This window comes from Mesorhizobium sp. M1322, assembly GCF_040318085.1.
Lineage (GTDB): Bacteria > Pseudomonadota > Alphaproteobacteria > Rhizobiales > Rhizobiaceae > Mesorhizobium.
The window spans coordinates 1-18,905 of sequence record NZ_JAMYLP010000101.1; the positions used below are offsets into that span (position 1 = coordinate 1).

At 64.4% G+C, this 18,905-nt stretch carries 19 protein-coding genes; 7 read left to right on the plus strand and 12 right to left on the minus strand.

The genetic code is table 11. The annotated features are described in order from the left end of the window. The 4 genes from NKH12_RS26000 to NKH12_RS26015 all read right to left on the minus strand — a co-directional run. Positions 1 to 127 (minus strand): helix-turn-helix domain-containing protein (locus NKH12_RS26000; protein WP_352955776.1); only part of this gene is annotated, 127 nt, incomplete at its 3' end. Positions 128 to 292: 165 nt separating this feature from the next. Continuing rightward, entirely contained in the window at positions 293 to 1,459 is a 1,167-nt protein-coding gene (locus tag NKH12_RS26005; protein ID WP_352955760.1) for an ABC transporter substrate-binding protein, read from the minus strand. 121 nt (positions 1,460 to 1,580) lie between these two features. Then, on the minus strand, positions 1,581 to 2,441 hold the full coding sequence (locus NKH12_RS26010) for an ABC transporter permease (RefSeq protein ID WP_352955761.1): 861 nt from the start codon (positions 2,439 to 2,441) through the stop codon (positions 1,581 to 1,583). Continuing rightward, positions 2,438 to 3,265, minus strand: coding sequence for an ABC transporter ATP-binding protein (locus NKH12_RS26015; RefSeq protein ID WP_352955762.1), 828 nt, complete (start codon positions 3,263 to 3,265; stop codon positions 2,438 to 2,440). The genes NKH12_RS26010 and NKH12_RS26015 overlap by 4 nt, the downstream gene beginning before the upstream one ends. A gap of 272 nt (positions 3,266 to 3,537) precedes the next feature. Between NKH12_RS26015 and NKH12_RS26020 the strand changes: the two genes are divergently transcribed. Together NKH12_RS26020 and NKH12_RS26025 are read left to right on the plus strand one after the other, a co-directional pair. Beyond that, entirely contained in the window at positions 3,538 to 4,497 is a 960-nt protein-coding gene (locus tag NKH12_RS26020; protein WP_352955763.1) for a MurR/RpiR family transcriptional regulator, read from the plus strand. A gap of 208 nt (positions 4,498 to 4,705) precedes the next feature. After that, positions 4,706 to 6,496, plus strand: a complete 1,791-nt coding sequence (locus NKH12_RS26025) for an NAD(P)-binding domain-containing protein (protein ID WP_352955764.1) — start codon at positions 4,706 to 4,708, stop codon at positions 6,494 to 6,496. Between the two features lie 258 nt (positions 6,497 to 6,754). Here the strand turns inward: NKH12_RS26025 and NKH12_RS26030 are convergent, their stop codons facing one another. Together NKH12_RS26030 and NKH12_RS26035 are read right to left on the minus strand one after the other, a co-directional pair. Beyond that, positions 6,755 to 7,990 carry an amidohydrolase/deacetylase family metallohydrolase gene (locus NKH12_RS26030; RefSeq protein WP_352955765.1) on the minus strand — a complete coding sequence of 412 codons (1,236 nt, stop codon included), beginning with the start codon at positions 7,988 to 7,990 and terminating at the stop codon, positions 6,755 to 6,757. Beyond that, positions 7,980 to 8,372 carry a RidA family protein gene (locus NKH12_RS26035; protein WP_095495689.1) on the minus strand — a complete coding sequence of 131 codons (393 nt, stop codon included), beginning with the start codon at positions 8,370 to 8,372 and terminating at the stop codon, positions 7,980 to 7,982. Before NKH12_RS26035 ends, NKH12_RS26030 begins: the two co-directional genes overlap by 11 nt. Before the next feature lie 270 nt (positions 8,373 to 8,642). Here NKH12_RS26035 and NKH12_RS26040 point away from each other — a divergent pair, with 270 nt between their 5' ends. The 4 genes from NKH12_RS26040 to NKH12_RS26055 all read left to right on the plus strand — a co-directional run bounded on the left by NKH12_RS26040 (position 8,643) and on the right by NKH12_RS26055 (position 11,272). Beyond that, a complete protein-coding gene (locus tag NKH12_RS26040; protein ID WP_352955766.1) occupies positions 8,643 to 9,401 on the plus strand; it encodes an SDR family NAD(P)-dependent oxidoreductase in 759 nt (252 codons plus the stop codon). A gap of 71 nt (positions 9,402 to 9,472) precedes the next feature. Beyond that, positions 9,473 to 9,958, plus strand: a complete 486-nt coding sequence (locus NKH12_RS26045; protein WP_352955767.1) for a hypothetical protein — start codon at positions 9,473 to 9,475, stop codon at positions 9,956 to 9,958. A gap of 352 nt (positions 9,959 to 10,310) precedes the next feature. Continuing rightward, the gene (locus tag NKH12_RS26050) at positions 10,311 to 11,066 is read left to right on the plus strand and encodes a COG4280 domain-containing protein (RefSeq protein ID WP_352955768.1); all 756 of its coding nucleotides are present in this window, start codon (positions 10,311 to 10,313) and stop codon (positions 11,064 to 11,066) included. After that, a complete protein-coding gene (locus tag NKH12_RS26055) occupies positions 11,063 to 11,272 on the plus strand; it encodes a hypothetical protein (protein ID WP_352955769.1) in 210 nt (69 codons plus the stop codon). The genes NKH12_RS26050 and NKH12_RS26055 overlap by 4 nt, the downstream gene beginning before the upstream one ends. A gap of 12 nt (positions 11,273 to 11,284) precedes the next feature. Here NKH12_RS26055 and NKH12_RS26060 read toward each other — a convergent pair whose 3' ends face one another. After that, on the minus strand, positions 11,285 to 11,713 hold the full coding sequence (locus tag NKH12_RS26060) for an Lrp/AsnC family transcriptional regulator (protein WP_027153643.1): 429 nt from the start codon (positions 11,711 to 11,713) through the stop codon (positions 11,285 to 11,287). 125 nt (positions 11,714 to 11,838) lie between these two features. Here NKH12_RS26060 and NKH12_RS26065 point away from each other — a divergent pair, with 125 nt between their 5' ends. Continuing rightward, positions 11,839 to 12,942 (plus strand): saccharopine dehydrogenase family protein, encoded by a 1,104-nt coding sequence (locus NKH12_RS26065; protein ID WP_352955770.1) that lies wholly within the window; start codon positions 11,839 to 11,841, stop codon positions 12,940 to 12,942. A gap of 246 nt (positions 12,943 to 13,188) precedes the next feature. Here the strand turns inward: NKH12_RS26065 and lpdA are convergent, their stop codons facing one another. The 5 genes from lpdA to NKH12_RS26090 all read right to left on the minus strand — a co-directional run bounded on the left by lpdA (position 13,189) and on the right by NKH12_RS26090 (position 18,698). Continuing rightward, positions 13,189 to 14,586: a dihydrolipoyl dehydrogenase gene (gene lpdA / locus NKH12_RS26070; protein WP_352955771.1), complete on the minus strand. Its 1,398-nt coding sequence runs from the start codon at positions 14,584 to 14,586 to the stop codon at positions 13,189 to 13,191. A gap of 246 nt (positions 14,587 to 14,832) precedes the next feature. Continuing rightward, on the minus strand, positions 14,833 to 16,212 hold the full coding sequence (locus NKH12_RS26075; RefSeq protein ID WP_352955772.1) for a dihydrolipoamide acetyltransferase family protein: 1,380 nt from the start codon (positions 16,210 to 16,212) through the stop codon (positions 14,833 to 14,835). Positions 16,213 to 16,217: 5 nt separating this feature from the next. After that, positions 16,218 to 17,231 (minus strand): alpha-ketoacid dehydrogenase subunit beta, encoded by a 1,014-nt coding sequence (locus tag NKH12_RS26080; protein ID WP_352955773.1) that lies wholly within the window; start codon positions 17,229 to 17,231, stop codon positions 16,218 to 16,220. A gap of 2 nt (positions 17,232 to 17,233) precedes the next feature. Then, positions 17,234 to 18,466 (minus strand): 3-methyl-2-oxobutanoate dehydrogenase (2-methylpropanoyl-transferring) subunit alpha, encoded by a 1,233-nt coding sequence (locus NKH12_RS26085; protein WP_352955774.1) that lies wholly within the window; start codon positions 18,464 to 18,466, stop codon positions 17,234 to 17,236. Continuing rightward, complete coding sequence (locus NKH12_RS26090) at positions 18,459 to 18,698, minus strand: hypothetical protein (protein ID WP_352955775.1); 240 nt, start codon at positions 18,696 to 18,698, stop codon at positions 18,459 to 18,461. The genes NKH12_RS26085 and NKH12_RS26090 overlap by 8 nt, the downstream gene beginning before the upstream one ends. Positions 18,699 to 18,905: the final 207 nt, after the last annotated feature.

Genomic DNA, 18,905 nt, shown 5'->3' on the forward strand with positions numbered 1-18,905 from the left:
CGAACTCCCGGTAGCGTCCCAGCCATTTGTAGCCGATCTTGCGCGACACCCCGAACTCAGCACACAGCTGCGTCATCGTCTCATCACCCGCCAGGAACCCCACAACAAACCGAAGCCGCTCATCCATGATTCCTCCCGGCGGACAAGAAAACTGTCACCCATGCAATCGGTCCATTCTGTTACCTATCTATCCGGTTCGGACAAGGCGTCTTTCTCCCCGTCGCTATACGGGGAGAAATGCCCGGCAGGGCAATGAGGGGCGGCGCCGACATCGACAATTACCCCCAGCGCCTTACTTAACCGCCGAATCGAACAGATGCGCCTTGATGTTATCGACATCGAGCGCAGCAAAGCCCTCGGACAGCTTGTAACCGTCCGCATCGGCCTTGACCTTGGCCTTGTCGAAATCGTTGGCCGGGCCGATCAGCTCGTTGGTGCAGACGTCCTCGGCCTTCACCGGGCTGGTGATCTGACCGATCTTGTGGATCTGGTCGAAGAAGCCCTGCCAGCTCGCCATGTCGTGCGAGCCCCAGCCTTCGCGCTTGTCCATGTCGCCACGGAAGACGTTGATCTGCTGCAGGATCGAGGTGGTGCCGAGCTCCGGCCCGAGATTCTTGGCCAGTGTCGGGAACTGCTCGAACACCGCTTCGACGGCCGCGCGTGGATTCTGGTAGCCGAATTCGAGGCCCATCGCCCAGCCGCGCAGATATTTTTCCAGGAACGCCTTGCGGTCGGGGTCCCCCAGATCGGCCGTGCGCACGACGAAAGTGTTCGCCGGCAGTTTTGAATTCTGCACGCCGAGCCAATATTCGAAGTCGAGGTTCTTTGCGATCCACTCGGCCCGCAGCCCTTCCCACGACAGCGCCGCATCGCCTTGGCCGCCGGCAAGGGCGGTGCCCCAGGTCGGCCAGCCGGCTTCGACATACTTGACTTTCTTGATGTCGACGCCTTGCGAGGCCAGCAGCGGGTCGGTGATCGACTGCCATGCGGCGGAGCCGAGCAGGATGGTCTTGCCTTCGAGCGTCTTGAGGTCGTTCGTTCCCTCGCCCTTGCGGAAGGCGAAGCTGAACGTGTCGCGCGCGCCCATGTGGAACACGGATTTGAGCTTCATGCCGTTCTGGATGGCGAAGGAGAACACGCCGGGCGAGGGAAAGCCCATATCGGCCTGGCCGACATCGACGAACTTCACCGTCGCGGTGCCGTCCGACGGGCCGGGCTGCATGTCGGTGTCGAGGTCGCCGAAATAGCCTGCTTTCTTGGCGGCCCAGTACGGATAATCGTCGAGCACTTCGAGCGTGCCGCGCGGCGAAATCCAGGTGAACTTCCCGTAAGGCTCGGCCTGCACCCTGAACCCTGAGGCGCCGAGCGCGGTGGCGGTCACCACGCCTGCTCCGGTGACTTGCAGAAAATAGCGGCGGCTGATCCCCGCCTTGAAACCGATGTGACCTTCCTTGATCATGGCATTCTCCCCTTTTGTTGCTGGTAGTTTTTTGCCTGTCACCCGCCTCCCGGGCTCCGTCGTCTCCTCGCCTTATGCATGTCGTTATCCCAACACCGCTGCGCACTTTTGGGCGACATGCTCACGCCTCCCAGCTCGCCCATTTCTTCCCGATCAGGAAGAACAGCACGTAGATCAGGATTCCGAGGGTCGAGAGGATCAGAACCACCGCGAAGAATTGCGGCATCTGGATCATCGACGAATAGGTGGTCAGCCGGTTGCCGAGGCCGAAGCCGCCGCCGACCATCTCGGCGCCGACCGCGGTCAAAAGCCCGAAGATCGCGCCGATCATCAGGCCGACAAGGATCATCGGCAGCGCCATCGGCGCCCGGATCTTGCAGAAGATCTGCAAGGTGCTGGCGCCATAGGAACGCGCCAGCGCGATCTTGGCGCTGTCGACGCGTCGAAAGCCCGTCGCCGCGTTGATCATCACCATCGGCCCGGCGGCAAGCGCGACCGCGATGATGCGCGGCGTGTAACCGAAGCCGAAGCGCAGGATAAGGAGCGGCACCAGCGCCAGCATCGGCGTGGTGACCAGGATCAGGATGTAGGGCGCGACGATCTTCTCGGCGAACGGAAATTGCGTGATCACCGCGGCCATCACCAGGCCGATGATGGCGCCGATCGAGAATCCGGAAACCAGTTCCACCAGCGTGTAGCCGAGATGCGGCGCAATCAGCGGGAATTCGTCGTACAGCGCGTAGGCGATCGCGCTTGGCCCCGGCATGATGTAGTGCGGCACATTGAACAGCCGCAGCGCGAGTTCAATGCCGCCGATGATGAACACAGCGACAGCGATGATGGCCGCGACCTCGGCGCCCGACCTGATGCCGGGACCGCTGGCGAAGGCCGAAAGATTGGTCAGGCTGACCTCGTGCCCATCGCCGGCCTTGGCGCCCGATTTGGACTTCGGGAATTCCGGTATCGCGTCGCCTCCGCTCACGGCCTGATCCTCACAATTTCTGCGGTGCCGCGCTCCCGCGCCTTCGGTCGTATACGCTCGCCGACAATGTCCATCTTGATGGTGTTGGTGAGGTCGAAGACCTCCTTGGTCGCCATGATCTCCAGCGGGCGCGGGCGCGCAAACGGCACGCGATATTCCTTGGCGACGCGGCCCGGCCGCGCGCTCAGCACCACCACCCTGTCGGAGAGGAAGATCGCCTCCTCGACGCTGTGGGTGATGAAGACGATGGTGGTTTTGGTATCGAGCCAGATCTCCTCGACGAGACGGTTCATCTCTTCGCGGGTAAAGCTGTCGAGCGCGCCGAACGGCTCGTCCATCAGCAGGACGGAGGGCTTCAGCGCCAGCGCGCGAACGATCGCGGCGCGCTGCTGCATGCCGCCCGAAAGCTCGCGCGGGAACTTGCCGCCGAAGCCGTCGAGCCCGACGCGGTTGACGAGATGGGCGATCCAGGCGCGGTCCGGCTTCTCGCCCTTGATCTCGAATGGAAAATGGATATTGGCGTCGAGATTGCGCCAGGGCAGCAGGTTGGCCTCCTGGAAGACGATGCCGATATCCGGATGCGGACCGGTGATCTCTCTGCCGTCGAGCCGGATTGTCCCGCTGGACAGGCGATGCAGCCCGGACATCGACCACAAAAGGGTGGTCTTGCCGCAGCCGGAGGGGCCGACGATCGAGACGATCTCATTGGCGTGGACGTCGAGGCTGCAGCGGTCCAGCGCCAACAGGTCGCCGGAAACCGTATGATAGATCTTGGTCGCGTCGTGCACGCCAAGCTTCGGGGGTTTTGCACTGCCCGCGTTCATGCGCCCCTCAGGGATTGCACGATGATCCAGTGGGTCATCCGTCCGCAAAATCAGTCTGTAACTATCCTACTTTGCTGTCAAGCAGCGACCGCGGCTCTGGTCAGCGAGATCGTTTGTACCACGACTACAGCATTGTTTGAGTTAGCTTTTCTATTTCTTGAAATGCTTGTTGCTTTCCTACATACTTCCGGAACCTGCCGCATGAGGCGGAGCAGGCAAGCGGTGCGCAAACATGGTAGAGGTCGAGTTCCACGAATGTCAGGGGATGACTCATGACCGAAGCTGACGGCCTGGGAAGGCCGGTCTTGGACGGCGACATAGATGGGCGCGATCCAGGTGGACGCGATCATGTCAGGCGCATCCCCGACATCATCTCGCTGGTCAAGGACTCTTACGGTGAACTGCGCCCGGCGGAGCGGCGCGTCGCCGATGTCGTGCTCGACGATGTCAGGTTCGCGGTCGACGCTTCAAATGCCGTACTCGCGCAGCGCGCCCAGGTCAGCGAACCCACGGTGACCCGGTTCTGCCGCGCCATCGGCTGCGAGGGCGTACGCGACTTCAAGCTGAAGCTGGCGCAGAGCCTGGTCGTCGGCGCGCTCTATCTGAGCAAGCCGCCGCCCATGAGCAGCGACAATGGCATGCCGTTCTGGAATGCCGTGTTCGGCGAGGCCCGCCGGGCGCTGCAGGAGGCCGAACGGCAGCTTGATCCGGCGCAGCTGGTGAAAGCAGCCGAGCTCATCGCCAAGGCGCGCCAGGTCACGGTGTTCGGCCTCGGCGGCAGTTCCTCGGCGCTGGCGCAGGAAACCCAGTACCGGCTGTTCCGCTACGGCATCACCGTCAGCGCCCAGTGCGACCCCTATCTGATGCGGATGACCGCCTCGACCCTGAAGCCCAGCGATCTGGTGATCGCCATCTCGGCGACCGGACGCACGCGCGAGGTGATCGAGGCCGTCGAGCTGGCCAAGCATTACCGCGCCAACGCGATCGGCGTGACCGCGCCCGACACCGACCTGGCCCGCGCCTGCGACGTCAGGCTGACGGTCGCGGTTCCCGAATATCCCGATACGCTGAAGCCGACCGCCTCGCGCTTCGCCTTCCTGGCGGCGATCGACCTGATGGCAGTGGCGGCCGCCTACAAGCTCGACGGCTCGGCCCGCGAAACGGTCCGCCGCATCAAATACAACGCCCAGATCCACAGGACGGGCAAGGAGATGGAGCCGCTGGGGGATTGAGGCTTGGTTTATGGGGCGCTTGCGCTGCCCCTCACCCTTACCCTCTCCCCGTGAAGAACGGGGAGAGGGGGGTCGCCAGCGCTGGAGCTTGTCCCTTCTCCCCGTTGTTCACGGGGAGAAGGTGCCGGCAGGCGGATGAGGGGCGGCGCCAAGTTCGACAACTAACGGCCCAATCCGGATTGGGTGCCTTGAAGGAAAGATAAAACAAATGCTCGACATGGCACCATCAAAACAGGCGGCCACCTGGCTTTCCTCCCTCTCCCGCGCCCTTGAGGCCGGCGACGCCGAGGCCGCAACCAACCTGTTCGTCGAGGACTGCTACTGGCGCGACCTGCTGACCTTCACCTGGAACATCAAGACGATGGAAGGTCGCGCGGCGATCCGCGAGATGCTGGAAGCCACGCTGGCGACGACAAAGCCGACCGCCTGGCAGCTCAGTGGCGAGGCAAGCTCGGACGAAGGCATCGTCGAGGCCTGGTTCACCTTCGAGACATCATCGGCGTGGGGCCAGGGTGTTCTGCGCCTGCAGGACGGCAGATGCCGAACACTGTTCACGGCGATGAGCGATCTCAAGGGCTTTGAGGAGCGCAGGGGACCGGCGCGGCCGCTGGGTGTCCGCCACAAGGCCGATCCGGACCGCGAGACCTGGGCAGAGGCAAGGGTGCGCGAGGCGCGTGATCTCGGTGCCATTGAGCAGCCCTTTTGCCTGGTGATCGGCGGCGGCCAAGGCGGCATCATGCTGGGAGCACGGCTGCGGCAGCTCGGCGTGCCGGCCATCGTCATCGAGAAGAACGCTCAAGCCGGTGATTCCTGGCGCAACCGCTATCGCTCGCTCGTGCTGCACGACCCGGTCTGGTACGATCATTTGCCCTACATCCCGTTTCCGGAAAACTGGCCGGTGTTCACGCCCAAGGACAAAATGGGCGACTGGCTGGAAATGTATACGCGCGTCATGGAGCTCAATTACTGGACCTCCACGAGATGCATCAGCGCCAGCTATGACGAGGCTGAAAAGGTCTGGACGGTCGAGGTCGACCGCGCCGGCGAGCGCATCACGCTGAAACCGAAGCACATCGTCTTCGCGACCGGCGCCTATGGCCCTCCCAGACAGATCGAGTTACCGGGCGCCGAAATCTTCCGGGGCGAGATCCTGCATTCCAGCCAATACTCCAGCGACGAGAAATTCCGCGGCAGGAAGGTCGCCGTCATCGGCGCGGCGAGTTCGGGACACGATGTCGCCGTCGACCTCTGGGAGAGCGGCGCTGAGGTCACCATGATCCAGCGCTCGCCGACGACAGTGGTCAAATCGGACACGCTGATGGAGGTCGGCTTCGAGATCTTTTCGGAAAAGGCGCTCGCCCGCGGCATCACCACCGAGAAGGCCGACATGATCGTCGCCTCGACGCCGTTCGCGCTGCTGCCGCAAAGCCAGCGGGCGCTCTACGAAATCATCAAGGCCCGCGACGCGGCCTTCTACGACCGCTTGCGCGGCGCCGGCTTCGCCATCGATTTCGGTGACGACGAGACCGGGCTGCTGATGAAGGCCTACCGCACCGGCTCGGGCTATTACATCGACGTCGGCGCCTCGGATCTGATCATCGACGGCGAGATTGGCGTCCGCAGCGGTGTCGAGATCAAATCGCTGACGCCGACAGGGATCCTCTTCGACGACGGCACCGAACTGGCGGCCGATGCGATCATCTCCTGCACCGGCTATCAGTCGATGAACGAGACCGTGGCGGCGATCGTCTCGCGCCAGGTCGCCGACAAGGTCGGGCCGTGCTGGGGGATTGGCTCGGGCGTGAAAGGCGACCCGGGGCCATGGCAAGGCGAATTGCGCAACATGTGGAAGCCGACGGCGCAGGAAGCGCTATGGTTCCACGGCGGCAATTTGGCGCTGTCGCGCTTTTACTCGAAATTCGTTGCGCTGCAGATCAAGGCGAGGATGGAAGGGATGGCAACGCCGGTTTACGGGGCGCCGGGCAACTCCGGCAGCTAACCTGTGCCTTCGTCATCCTAGGGCGAAGCAAGGAGCGCAGCGACGCGGCGCAGACCCTAGGATCCATGCCGTTCCATCTATGATATGCGAAGCGGATCAGAACCGGGCGCCTTGCCTCCGCAGGCATGCGTTCGGTTCCGTCGAACGTCTGAACCGCTGCATTCTTCGGCCGCAGTTACGGCATGGATCCCAGGGTCTGCGCTCCGCTTCGCGTCGCTCCGCCCTGGGATGACGAACGCGTGGCGGCGGGCCCAGCCTTCAATCGTGGCTGTGCCCGAAATGCCTCGCCACGACATCGACATGCGTCTCATGCGCATGCGCTTCGAAGCGTTCGGTATCGCTTAGATCGTTAGCCGCCTCGTTCGGCCACCAGGTGCCGCGAATCACGATGCCGTCCGATACCAGCCTCTGCTCCGCAATCAGCGAGGCGCCGACCGCATCGACAAAGGTGAAGCGCCCCGGCCGCAGCCGCAGCACCGCGATGTCGCCGACGGCGCCGACCGTAAGCGTGCCGAGCTCGGGCCTTGCGATCGCCTCGGCCGGCCGCTGTGTCGCGGCGCGCAACACCTCGACAAGCGGCATGCCGAGCGCCATGAGTTTCGACATGCAGACCAGAATGTCGAAGGCGGGGCCGTCGACGCAGTAGAGATGCACATCGCTGCTGATCACATCAGGCGCCAGCCCCTCCTTGAGCATTGCCCTGGCGACCTCGAAGTCGAACGAGCCCATGCCGTGGCCGATATCGAAGATGACGCCGCGCTCGCGCGCCAGCCGCATGTCGGGCCGCACCGCGCCCGAGGCGAAGATCGGCGCATTGGGAAACGGCCGGAAGCAATGGGTGAGAATGTCGCCCTTGCGCAGCCGCGGCAGCACTTCCGAACGGCCCGGCGGCGGCTCGTCGATATGCGCCATCAGCGGCAGGCCGGCTTGGTCGGCAGCCTCGAGTGCGAGATCGACCGGCGCTATGCCGCTGGTGCCGCCAGCATGGCGACCCGATCGGACTTTCACGCCAACAACCACGTCTGCGTGCTCGCGCACCGCCGCCACTGTCTCGCGCGGTTCGCAGAGCCGGAGATCGCTGCACTCGCCGACCGAAACGGTCTGCGAGAAGCCGAAGATGCCGGCAAAGGAAATGTTGACATAGGCCAGGATGCGGACCTTCGAGCGCTCGATGACATGGCGGCGAAAGCCGAGGAAGTTGCCGGCGCCGGCACTTCCCGCGTCGATGAAGGTGGTGGTGCCGCTTTTTGCGGCGAGGCGGTCGGCATCGACGCCGAGCGAGGTGCCACCCCAATAGACGTGGCTGTGCAGGTCGATGAGGCCGGGCGCGACGATGGAGCCGGTGGCATCGACGACGCGGGCGGCACGGTCGAAGGGAATGTCGGCATCGATCGCGGCGATGCGGCCGTCGGCGATGGCCAGATCGCGTTGCGCGTCGAGGCCGGACGCCGGGTCGATGAGGCGGCCGCCCTTCAGGAGGAGATCAAATTGCATCGGCGTCCGCCTTCGTTACGTCCGGTCTGTAGGCGACGGCCTCGACCTCGATCTTGATGTCGATCATCAGGCGCGACTCGACGGTGGTGCGGGCCGGCGGATCCTTTGGAAAATGCCTGGCATAGACGGCATTGAAGGCGCCGAAGTCGCGCGCGTCCTCGAGCCAGACCGTCGTCTTGACCACGTCGTCCATGGTGCAGCCGGCCAGCGCCAGGGCTGCCTTGACGTTCGAAAGCACCTGCTCGGTCTGTTCGGCGATGCCGCCCTTGACCACCACGCCGTCGCTGCCGACCGGAACCTGGCCGGAGACATAGACCATGTCCCCGGCCCGGACCGCCGGCGACAGCGGCACATGGGATGTTCCAAAACACTGCTTGGGCAAGGAAAAAGTCTCCTGTTCAAAAACATTGGCGCCTTGTCGTGCAGCACGCAGAGCCTCCGCGTGGTTTGGCTCTTTCGCTGCGCCGGCCTGCCCGTTTCCTGCCGCAAGGTCTACGCCTACCCGAGCGATTCTCATACAGGTCGTGTTGGAAAGCAACATTTTTTGGAATTCATGTTGCTTTATTACAAGAGCATCAGCATCCTGCGTGGCAGGCGGTTGCGTCAAGTCATCCGGCAAGCGAGGATTGGCGAGAGAAGAGCGAGGAGCCGCATGATCGATTTCGGTGGCCGCAACGTGGTCGTGACAGGTGCGGCCGGCGGCGTCGGCAGTGCACTGGTCGGCGTCCTGTCCGCCTGCGGGGCAAGGGTCATTGCCTGTGATCGCGAGGGCACCGACCTGACCGGCGCTGGAATTGAAGAGGCGCACCATTTCGACCTGCTCGACGACGACGCCGTTGCGGTATTTGCCAAGTGCATCGGCGAAAGCCCGGCGCCGGCGGCGGTCATCTCCAACGCCGGCTGGACGCGAGCGGAAACGCTCGCCGAGGTCTCAACGGCAGCCCTCGATCACGAGATGGATCTGAATTTCCGCAGCGCCGCCCTGCTGTCGCAGGCACTGCTTCCCGTCATGCGCAACCAGCCGCAAGGCGCCGCCTTCGTGTTCATCTCCTCGGTCAACGCGCAGGCTCATTTCGGCAACCCCGCTTACGCCGCCGCCAAGGCGGCGCTCAACGCCTGGATGCGGGCCATCGCCACCGAGGAAGGCCGCAACGGCATCCGCGCCAATGCCGTCATTCCCGGCTCGATCCGGACCGGAGCCTGGGAGCATCGCCTCGCCCACAAGCCGGAGATCCTCGCCGCCGTCGGCAAGCTCTATCCGCTGGGAAGGCTGGTCGAACCGGTCGAGGTGGCCCGCGCCGCGGTGTTCCTGGCATCACCCTTCGCCAGCGGCATCACGGGCGCGACCTTGAATGTCGATGCCGGCCTGATGGCCAGCAATCTGCCGTTTCTGGATCAGATCGGCGGCTGATCGGATCAAGCCGGGCCTTCAGCCGACCGAAACATCGCAACACCCGAAAATCGCAAGATAGGGGAGCAAGAGTGACCTTCGACAAGAACCCGTTTCCGCCCGGCGACGCCGACCGCCATGCGCTTTGGGAGATGCTGGTGCGGCGCGACATCGACGCCTTCCTCGGCCAGGACTGGGCGATGGTCGAGGATGATTTCGTCGCCTCGAGCTTCTTCGGCATGCACGCTCATTTCCTCAGCGATGCGGATGCCTGGCGGCTGCAGTTCCCGACGCTTCGCAGCTATCGCGACGAGTGGCTGCGCCAGGCCAGGGAGACCGCGGCGACGGCATTCGCCGAACCGTTGCGCGAGGCGCTGTTCCGCGTCACCAACATGCGCGACATCGACGTCGACGGCGACCGCGCCGTGCTGCACAAGAAGTTCAACGGATCGATCGCTAAGTCCGACGGCAGCGTCGAGAGGCTGAAATGGCAGACCCTCTATTTCTGCACCAAGGTCGAGGGAAGCTGGAAGATATCAGGCTTCGTCGGCTATATGCCGCATCCGCTCGGGAGTTAGGTGCCGTTGGATTGCATATCTGCAAATCAGCCCCGACAAGCGGTCATCGGGCCTGTTAGGCAATCGCTTCAGGTCTGCGCTGCCCTCACCCTTACCCTCTCCCCGTGAAGAACGGGGAGAGGGGGGGCGCCAGCGTTGCGGCCAGCCCCTTCTCCCCGTCATTCACGGGGAGAAGGTCCCGGCAGGGGGTTGAGGGGCGGCGCTGACATCGGCAATTGATCAATGCGAGTTGGACGCCATCATTTTGTCTGAAGCGGTCACCCAGCCGGCAAACAAATTTGTGAAGATCGGTGGCGGGCGCCAACCCCGGGGTCCATGCTAAGAAGCGATCCTAGCCCCTAGGGACGGAATCATGACCGGCTTCACACCCATTATCTCGACCATCATCGCCGCTTTTCTCGCTTCCTTCGTCGAGGTCGTCGAAGCCTTCACCATCGTGCTGGCGGTCGGCGTGACGCGCAGTTGGCGACCGGCGCTGGTCGGCGCGGCGCTGGCGCTGGCGCTGCTCGCCTCACTGGTCCTGGCGTTCGGGCCGCTGCTGGCGCTCGTTCCCATCACTGTTCTGCAGTTCGTCGTCGGTGTCCTGCTGATCCTGTTCGGCATGCGGTGGCTGCGTAAGGCCATCTTGCGAGCCGCCGGTGTCATCGCCCTGCATGACGAGGAGGCGGCCTTTTCCGGGGAAACCGCGGTGCTGCATCGGCAGGCCAATGACCGGCGGGCCGACTATCTGGCGGGAGTGGCGGCGTTCAAGGCGGTGCTGCTCGAAGGTGTCGAGGTGGTGTTCATCGTCATCGCGGTCGGCGCAGCACACGGCCAGACGCTCTATGCGAGCCTCGGCGCCCTGGCGGCGTTCTTCCTGGTGATGCTGATCGGCCTCGCTTTGCATCGGCCGCTGGCGCGCGTCCCGGAAAATGCGCTCAAATTCGTCGTCGGGCTGATGCTGACCAGCTTCGGCATCTTCTGGACCGGCGAAGGCATCGATGCGCACTGGCCGGGCGACGATCTGGCCTTGCTCGCGATCTTCGCGATCGTCGCGCTGGCGTCCTTTACCATCGTCCGCTGGCTGCGCAGCGCCTATCCCGCAGCCATCGGAGGGTTGGCCCGATGAACATCGTTCGCCTTGCCGTCAGGGAATTCATCGGCATGTTCGTCGACGACGGCCATCTGGCGCTGCTCGCCCTGCTGCTGATCGCGGCGATCACCGCGGCGGTAAAGTTCTTGGCGCTGCCGCCGCTCTTTGGCGGCACCCTGCTGCTGATCGGCTGCCTCGCCATACTGGTGCAGAGCGTCCGCCGCGCCGCGCGGCACCAGTGACCCGAGCGACGCTCAGCGGTCGATCCGCGTCGACAGGATGATCGAGGACGATGTCCGCTCGACCCCGTCCATCGCGCCGATCTCGTCGAGGAGCGTGTCGAGATCCTTGATCGACGGCGCGTCGACGATGACGATCATGTCGAAATTGCCGCTCACCGAATGCAGCGTCCGCACCGGCGGCAGCGCCTGCAGGCTGCGCACCACCTTGTCGGCAAGCTTGGGCGTGACGGTGAGCAGGACATGCGCCCGCACCAGTCCCTGTTCATAGTCAGGCGAAAGCCTGACGCCATAGCCGGTGATGATGCCGCGCTGTTCCAGCCGCTCGATCCGGCTCTGCACCGTCGTTCGCGACACGCCGAGCCGCCGCGCCAGCTCGGCTGTCGAGGCGCGCGCATTCGCGCGCAGCAGAGAGAGCAGGGCCTGTTCGGCGTTGCTAAGCACTTTCGACGAACCTCATCGGCATATTGATCAATATGGCACTTCGTTTCGCGCAATTCCACGCTTCCTTTCGACTGACAAGCTGCGATTCTGTCTTCTCGATCCAAAGATAAGGCGAGGGAACTGTCGTGAAGAAAATCATCGTTGTCGGCGCCGGTAAGATCGGCTCGACCATCGCCGAGATGCTGGCCTGTACCGGCGACTATCATGTCACCCTCGTCGATCGCTCGGCGGCACAGCTCGGCGCGGCCGAACTGCCTGCCACCGTCGAGACGCTGGAGCTCGATATCGAAGCATCAGGCACGCTCGAAGCGGCCTTGGCCGGCAAGTTCGCGGTGCTCAGCGCCGCGCCCTTCCATCTGACCACGCGCATCGCCGAAGCGGCGGCCAGCGCCGGCGTGCATTACCTCGACCTGACCGAGGACGTCGTCGCGACCCGGCGCGTCAAGGAGCTGGCGCGCTCCGCCAACAGCGCCTTCATCCCGCAATGCGGGCTGGCGCCGGGCTTCATCTCGATCGTCGCCAACGATCTCGCCAGCCGCTTCGACACGCTGGAAAGCGTGCGCATGCGGGTCGGCGCGCTGCCGCAGTACCCGTCGAATGCGCTGAACTACAATCTGACCTGGAGCACGGACGGCGTCATCAACGAATATTGCGAGCCTTGCGAGGCGATCGTCGAGGGTGAGCTGATCGAGGTACCGCCGCTGGAGGAGCGCGAGGAATTCTCGCTCGACGGTGTCACCTACGAGGCGTTCAACACGTCGGGAGGGCTCGGCACGCTGGCCGAAACGCTGAAGGGCAAGGTGCGCACGCTGAACTATCGCACCATCCGCTATCCCGGCCACGCCGCGATCATGAAGGCGCTGCTCAATGACCTCGGCCTGCGCCACCGCCGCGACGTGCTGAAGGATATTTTTGAAAGCGCCCTGCCGGCCACGCTGCAGGACGTGGTCATCGTCTTCGTCACCGTCAGCGGCCGCAAGAACGGCCGCCTGCTGCAGGAGACCTACGCCAACAAGATCTACGCCAAGCGCGTCGGCGAGACGGTGCGCAGCGCCATCCAGATCACCACGGCCTCCGCCATCTGCGCGGTGCTCGACATGCTGGCCGACGGCACCTTGCCGGCGACAGGCTTCATCAAGCAGGAGGACATCGCGCTCGACGCCTTCCTCGCCAACCGCTTCGGCCACGCTTATGCGCAGCATGAAATGGTTAGCCGGCTGGCGGGGTGAAGAGCCGCCCATTTGCGAGACGCGGGCGGGACAGCGCCCCCCTCTGCCCTACCGGGCATCTCCCCCTCAAGGGGGGAGATTGGACTTCACGACGGCTTTCGCCAATTTTCAACATTGAAGGAAAGCGCGGGAGCCGGAACTGCCGATCTCCCCCCTTGAGGGGGAGATGTCCGGCAGGACAGAGGGGGGCGCGAAGGAACTCGACCGAATGAGGTTCCGATCAGCCGCGCGGCCAGCCAAGCAACTCTAGATATGCAGCGCGTGACCAAGCGCCTTCAGCGCGGCTTCCTGAAAGCCCTCGCCTTGCGTCGGGTGGGCATGGATGGTGCCGGCGATGTCCTCCAGCCGCGCGCCCATTTCGAGCGCCAGGCCGAAGGCCGTCGACAGTTCCGACGCGCCCTGGCCGACCGCCTGGATGCCGAGCACCAGATGATTGTCCGCCCGGGCGACGACCCGGACAAAACCCTCCTCTCCCATCTTGGTCATGGCCCGGCCATTGGCGGCGAACGGAAACAACCCGACCTTGATTTCGCCGCCGAGCGCCTTGGCCTCCTCCGGCGACAGGCCTGCGGTGACCAGCTCGGGATCGGTGAAGCAGACGGCAGGAATGCAGCGCTTGTCCCAGCTGCGCTTGTGGCCGGCAACGATCTCGGCGACCATTTCGCCTTGCGCCATCGCCCGGTGCGCCAGCATCGGCTCGCCGGTGACGTCGCCAATGGCAAAGATACCGCGCATCGAGGTGCGGCACTGGTCGTCGATGCGGATGAATTTCCCCGCCATATCGAGGTCGATCTGCTCGAGCCCCCAGTCTTCGATCACCGGCTTGCGCCCGACGGTGACCAGGATCCTGTCGGCAGCGATCTTGGCATTCTTGCCGTCCTTCGTCTCGACCAGCAGCGCGTCGCCCTTGGTCGACAGCCCCTTGGCCTTGGCGCCCACCAGCACCTCGATACCGAGGTCGGCGAGCCGCTTCACCACTGGCCGCGTCAGCTCGGCATCATATTGCGCCAGCACGCGCGGCAGCGCCTCGACCACGCTCACCTTGGCGCCCATCTTGGCGAAGGCAATGCCGAGCTCCAGCCCGATATAGCCGCCGCCGACGACGGCAAGCCTTTCCGGCACTTCGCTCAACGCCAGCGCTTCGGTAGACGAGATCACCCGCCCACCGAACGGCAGCGACGGCAGCTCGACCGGCGCGGAGCCGGTCGCGATCACCACCGTCTCGGCGCGGACCACCTGTGTGCCGGTCTCGGTCTGGACCTCGACGGTCTTGCCGTCACGGAATTTCGCCCAGCCGTGCACCGTCTTGACCCCGGCCTTCTTCAGCAGCCCGGCGACGCCGCTATTCAGCCGGCTAACAATCCCGTCCTTCCAGGCGATGGTGGCTTCGAGATCAATGGAAGGTGTCGCGATTGAAATACCGAGCGGGCTCTTGCCGCCGGCCATGTAGGAGATTTTCTCGAACTCCTCGGCCGCATGGATCAGCGCCTTGGACGGAATGCAGCCGACATTGAGACAGGTGCCGCCCGGCTTGCCGAACTCGACGATAACCGTGTCGATGCCGAGCTGACCGGCGCGGATGGCACAGACATAGCCGCCGGGGCCGGCGCCAATGACGAGCAGCTTGCAGGAGATTTCCTTCATGTTGGCACCCTGGTTGATCGAGCCGGCGGGACAGCACCCCCCTCTGCCCTGCCGGGCATCCCCCCCTCAAGGGGGGAGATTGGCAGCTTTGGCGCTCCGCTTAGTCCTGCAACGCTGGAGATTGGCGAAAGTCGGGATGAGAGCTGATCTCCCCCCTTGAGGGGGAGATGTCCGGCAGGACAGAGGGGGGCGCGAAGGATCGCTACTGCTCTCATCCTGCGCCCCTGCGATCCTCTGTTCATACTCTCAATCCACAAAAATCAGCGCCGGGGTCTCCAGCAGCGTCTTGATGCGCTGGATGAACACCGCGGCGTCCCAGCCGTCGATGACCCGGTGGTCGAAGCTGGACGACAGGTTCATCATCTTGCGCGGGATGAATTGGGTGCCGTCCCACACCGGCCGCACCATCATCTTGTTGACCCCGATGATCGCTACTTCCGGATGATTGATCACCGGCGTCGTCGCCACACCGCCCATGGCGCCGAGCGAGGTGATGGTGATGGTCGACCCCGACAGCTCGTCGCGCGTCGCCGTGCCTGACTTGGCCGCCTCGGCTAGCCTGATAACCTCGGCGGCGCAGTCCCAGATGTCGCGCGCCTCGGCGTGCTTGACCACCGGCACCACCAGACCCGAAGACGTCTGCGCGGCAATGCCGATATGGACGCCGCCATGCTGGTGGACGATGCCGGCTTCGTCGTCGAACAGCGCGTTGAGGTTGGGCTGGTCGGCGATCGCCTTGACCATCGCCCGCATCAGGAACGGCAGCAGCGTCAGCTTCGGCCTTTCCGCGCCGGTGCGCTTTTCCTTGTTGAGTGCCGCGCGCAAATCCTCGAGCGCGGTGACGTCGATCTCCTCGACATAGGTGATGTGCGGGATGCGCGACTTGGCCAGCGTCATCTTCTCAGCGATCTTGCGCCTGAGCCCGATCACCTTGATGTCCTCGACCGTCTCGTTGCGGGCGAGGCCGGAGATTTTCGCGAGCTGCGGCCCGCGCGCCAGGAAAGCCTCGATGTCCTCGTGCTGGATACGCCCGGCCGGGCCGCTTCCCGCAACTTGACGCAGATCGATGCCGGCCTCTTTTGCCCTCAGGCGTATGGCCGGCGACGCCAGCGGCTTTTCGCCTTCGAGTCGTGGCGCGCCGAGCGGCGCAGTACCCCCACCCCTAGCCCCTCCCCACAAGGGGGAGGGGGATTCCGTCGCCATAGCAGATTCATCCTCACGCGCGGAGACTATTGCGGACGGGCGCGCGACAGATTTGGCATCAGCCTTGGGAGCCGAAGCGCGTCCCCCTCCCCCTTGTGGGGAGGGGACAGGGGTGGGGGTAGCGCCGGTAGCTTTCGCCTCACCTCCCGACGATTCCGCAGCGGCCTTCACATTGCCCTCGCCGGCCACTTTCAACCTGACGATGGGCGAGCCGATCGCCACCGTGTCGCCGATCTCCGCACCCAGCCAGACGATCTCGCCGTCGACCGGCGAGGGAATCTCGACCGTCGCCTTGTCGGTCATGACTGCGGCCAGCACCGCGTCCTCGCGCACGAGATCGCCGACCTTGACCTGCCATTCGACGAGCTCGGCCTCGGCGACGCCTTCGCCGACATCGGGCAGCTTGATCACATATTCGCCCATCGTCGTCAGGCCTCCATCGTTTCAAGCAAGGCGCGGCCGAGCCGGGCGGGACCGGGAAAATAGTCCCACTCCTGCGCATGCGGATAGGGCGTGTCCCAGCCGGCGACCCGCACGACCGGCGCTTCCAGATGATAGAAACAATTCTCCTGCACCAGCGCCGAAAGTTCGGCGCCAAAGCCCGATGTCAGCGTCGCCTCGTGCACGACCACGCAGCGGCCCGTCTTTTTCACCGAGCCGACGATCGTCTCGAGATCGAGCGGCAGCAGCGTCCGGAGATCGATGATCTCGGCGTCGATGCCGGTCTCCTCGGCCGCCGCCTCGGCGACATAGACCATTGTGCCATAGGCAAGCACGGTGACAGCGGCGCCCGGCCGGCGGATCACCGCCTTGCCGAGCGGGACCGTGTAATGGCCGTCTGCGACCTCGCCGAGCTCATGCTTCGACCACGGCGTCACCGGGCGCTCGTGATGGCCGTCGAACGGGCCGTTGTAGAGCCGCTTCGGCTCCAGGAAGATCACCGGGTCGGGATCCTCGATCGCCGCAATCAAAAGGCCCTTGGCGTCATGCGGGTTGGACGGCACGACGACTTTCAGGCCGGAGACGTGGGTGAACAGCGCCTCTGGGCTCTGGCTGTGGGTCTGGCCGCCGAAGATGCCGCCGCCGGTCGGCATCCTGACCACGATCGGGCAGGTAAAATCGCCGTTCGAACGATAGCGCAGCCGCGCCGCCTCCGAGACGATCTGGTCGTAGGCCGGATAGACATAGTCGGCAAACTGCACCTCGACGCAAGGTTTTAGGCCGTAAGCGGCCATGCCGATGGCCGAGCCGACAATGCCGGATTCGCTGATCGGCGCATCGAAGCAGCGGCTCTTGCCGTACTTGGCCTGCAGGCCCTGCGTGCAGCGAAAGACGCCGCCGAAAAAGCCGACATCCTCGCCGAACACGATGACGCGTTCGTCGCGTGCCATCGACACGTCCATGGCGTCGCGGATCGCCTCGATCATTGTCCGTCTTGGCATGGTCAGACCCCCGCCTGCTGGCGCTGGCGCCTGAGATGCGGCGGCATCTCGGCATAGACGCCCTCGAACATGTCGCGCGCCGAGGGCTTGCCGCCGGCATGCAGCGTGCCGTGGCGCTCGGCCTCCCTTTGCGCCGCGATCACCGTTTCGAGGATTTCCGCCTCGGCCTGGGTATGGCGCTCTTCCGACCAGACGCCGCGCTGGATGAGGTGGTTCTTCAGCCTGACGATCGGATCGCCGAGCGGCCACGCGTCGGACTCGGCCTTCGGCCGGTAGGCCGACGGATCGTCGGAGCTCGAATGCGCGCCGACCCGGTAGGTGACGTATTCGACCAGCGTCGGCCCGAGGTTTTTCCGCGCGCGCTCGGCCGCCCATTTCGCCACCGCATAGACGGCGAGATAGTCGTTGCCGTCGACCCGCAGCGACGGAATGCCAAAGCCGAGACCGCGGGCGGCGAAAGTGCCGGAGCCGCCGCGGGCGATGCCCTGGAAGGTCGAGATCGCCCACTGGTTGTTGACGACGTTGAGCACGACCGGCGCCTTGTAAGTCGAGGCGAACACCAGCGCCGAATGGAAGTCGGACTCGGCCGTCGACCCGTCGCCGATCCAGGCGGCGGCGATCTTCGAATCATTGCTGATCGCCGAAGCCATCGCCCAGCCGACCGCCTGGATATATTGCGTCGCCAGATTGCCGGAGATCGAGAAGAAGCCGTGCTCCTTCGACGAATACATGATCGGCAGTTGCCGGCCCTTCAGCGGGTCGGCCTCGTTCGAATAGATCTGGTTCATCATCGTGACCATCGGATAGCCGTCGGCGATGAGCAGCCCGGCCTGCCGATAGGTCGGAAAATTCATGTCGCCCGGCGCCAGCGCCTTGCGGAAGGCGCAGCTCACCGCCTCTTCGCCGAGGTGCTGCATGTAGAAGGAGGTCTTGCCCTGGCGCTGCGCCATCTGCATGCGCGCGTCAAAGCTGCGCAGCGTCATCATGTGGCGCAGCCCTTCCAGCAGCTCGTCGTCGGAAAGCAGGCCGGCCCACGGGCCGACGGCCTCGCCGGCGCGGTTGAGCACACGGATGATAGAAAACGCCATGTCGCGGATGGTGCGCGGATCGACGTCGATCTCCGGGCGCGGCACCGAGCCGGCCTTGGGAATGGTCACATTGGAGAAATCCGGCGTCCCGCCCGGCCGCACCTCGGGTTCCGGCACATGGAAACGCAACATTCCTGCATCAGCCATGACCTTCGTCCTCCAATGTTGCCCGGCGCGATCTTTGCACACCGGCAGACCAGTGCCAATTCGTCGGGCAGGGCTTCGGGCCAGCGACCGCGCCGGCCAGCACGCCTGGTGAGGCGCCTTCGGTAAAATGGAGAGAAACGCTTGAAATTTCCTGTCCAACTTCTGCCACGAGGCGCAACTTGAGATAAGATTTCGGTGGGTTTCCCGCCAGTTTGGGCAATGCTTCGGCCACGATCACCTGCTCCAGGCAATCGCTTCAGACAGATGATAATGTCGGAGACGATGAAACTGTCGAAGTCGGCGCTGCCCCTCATCGCCCTGCCGGGCACTTCTCCCCGTGAAGAACCTATCGCATTCACACATCTCGGTTGCGCTTTGGGGCGAAGCTCGATTCTATTTCGGCGGGAAAGACGAAGGAGGTTTGAATGACCGGGATCGA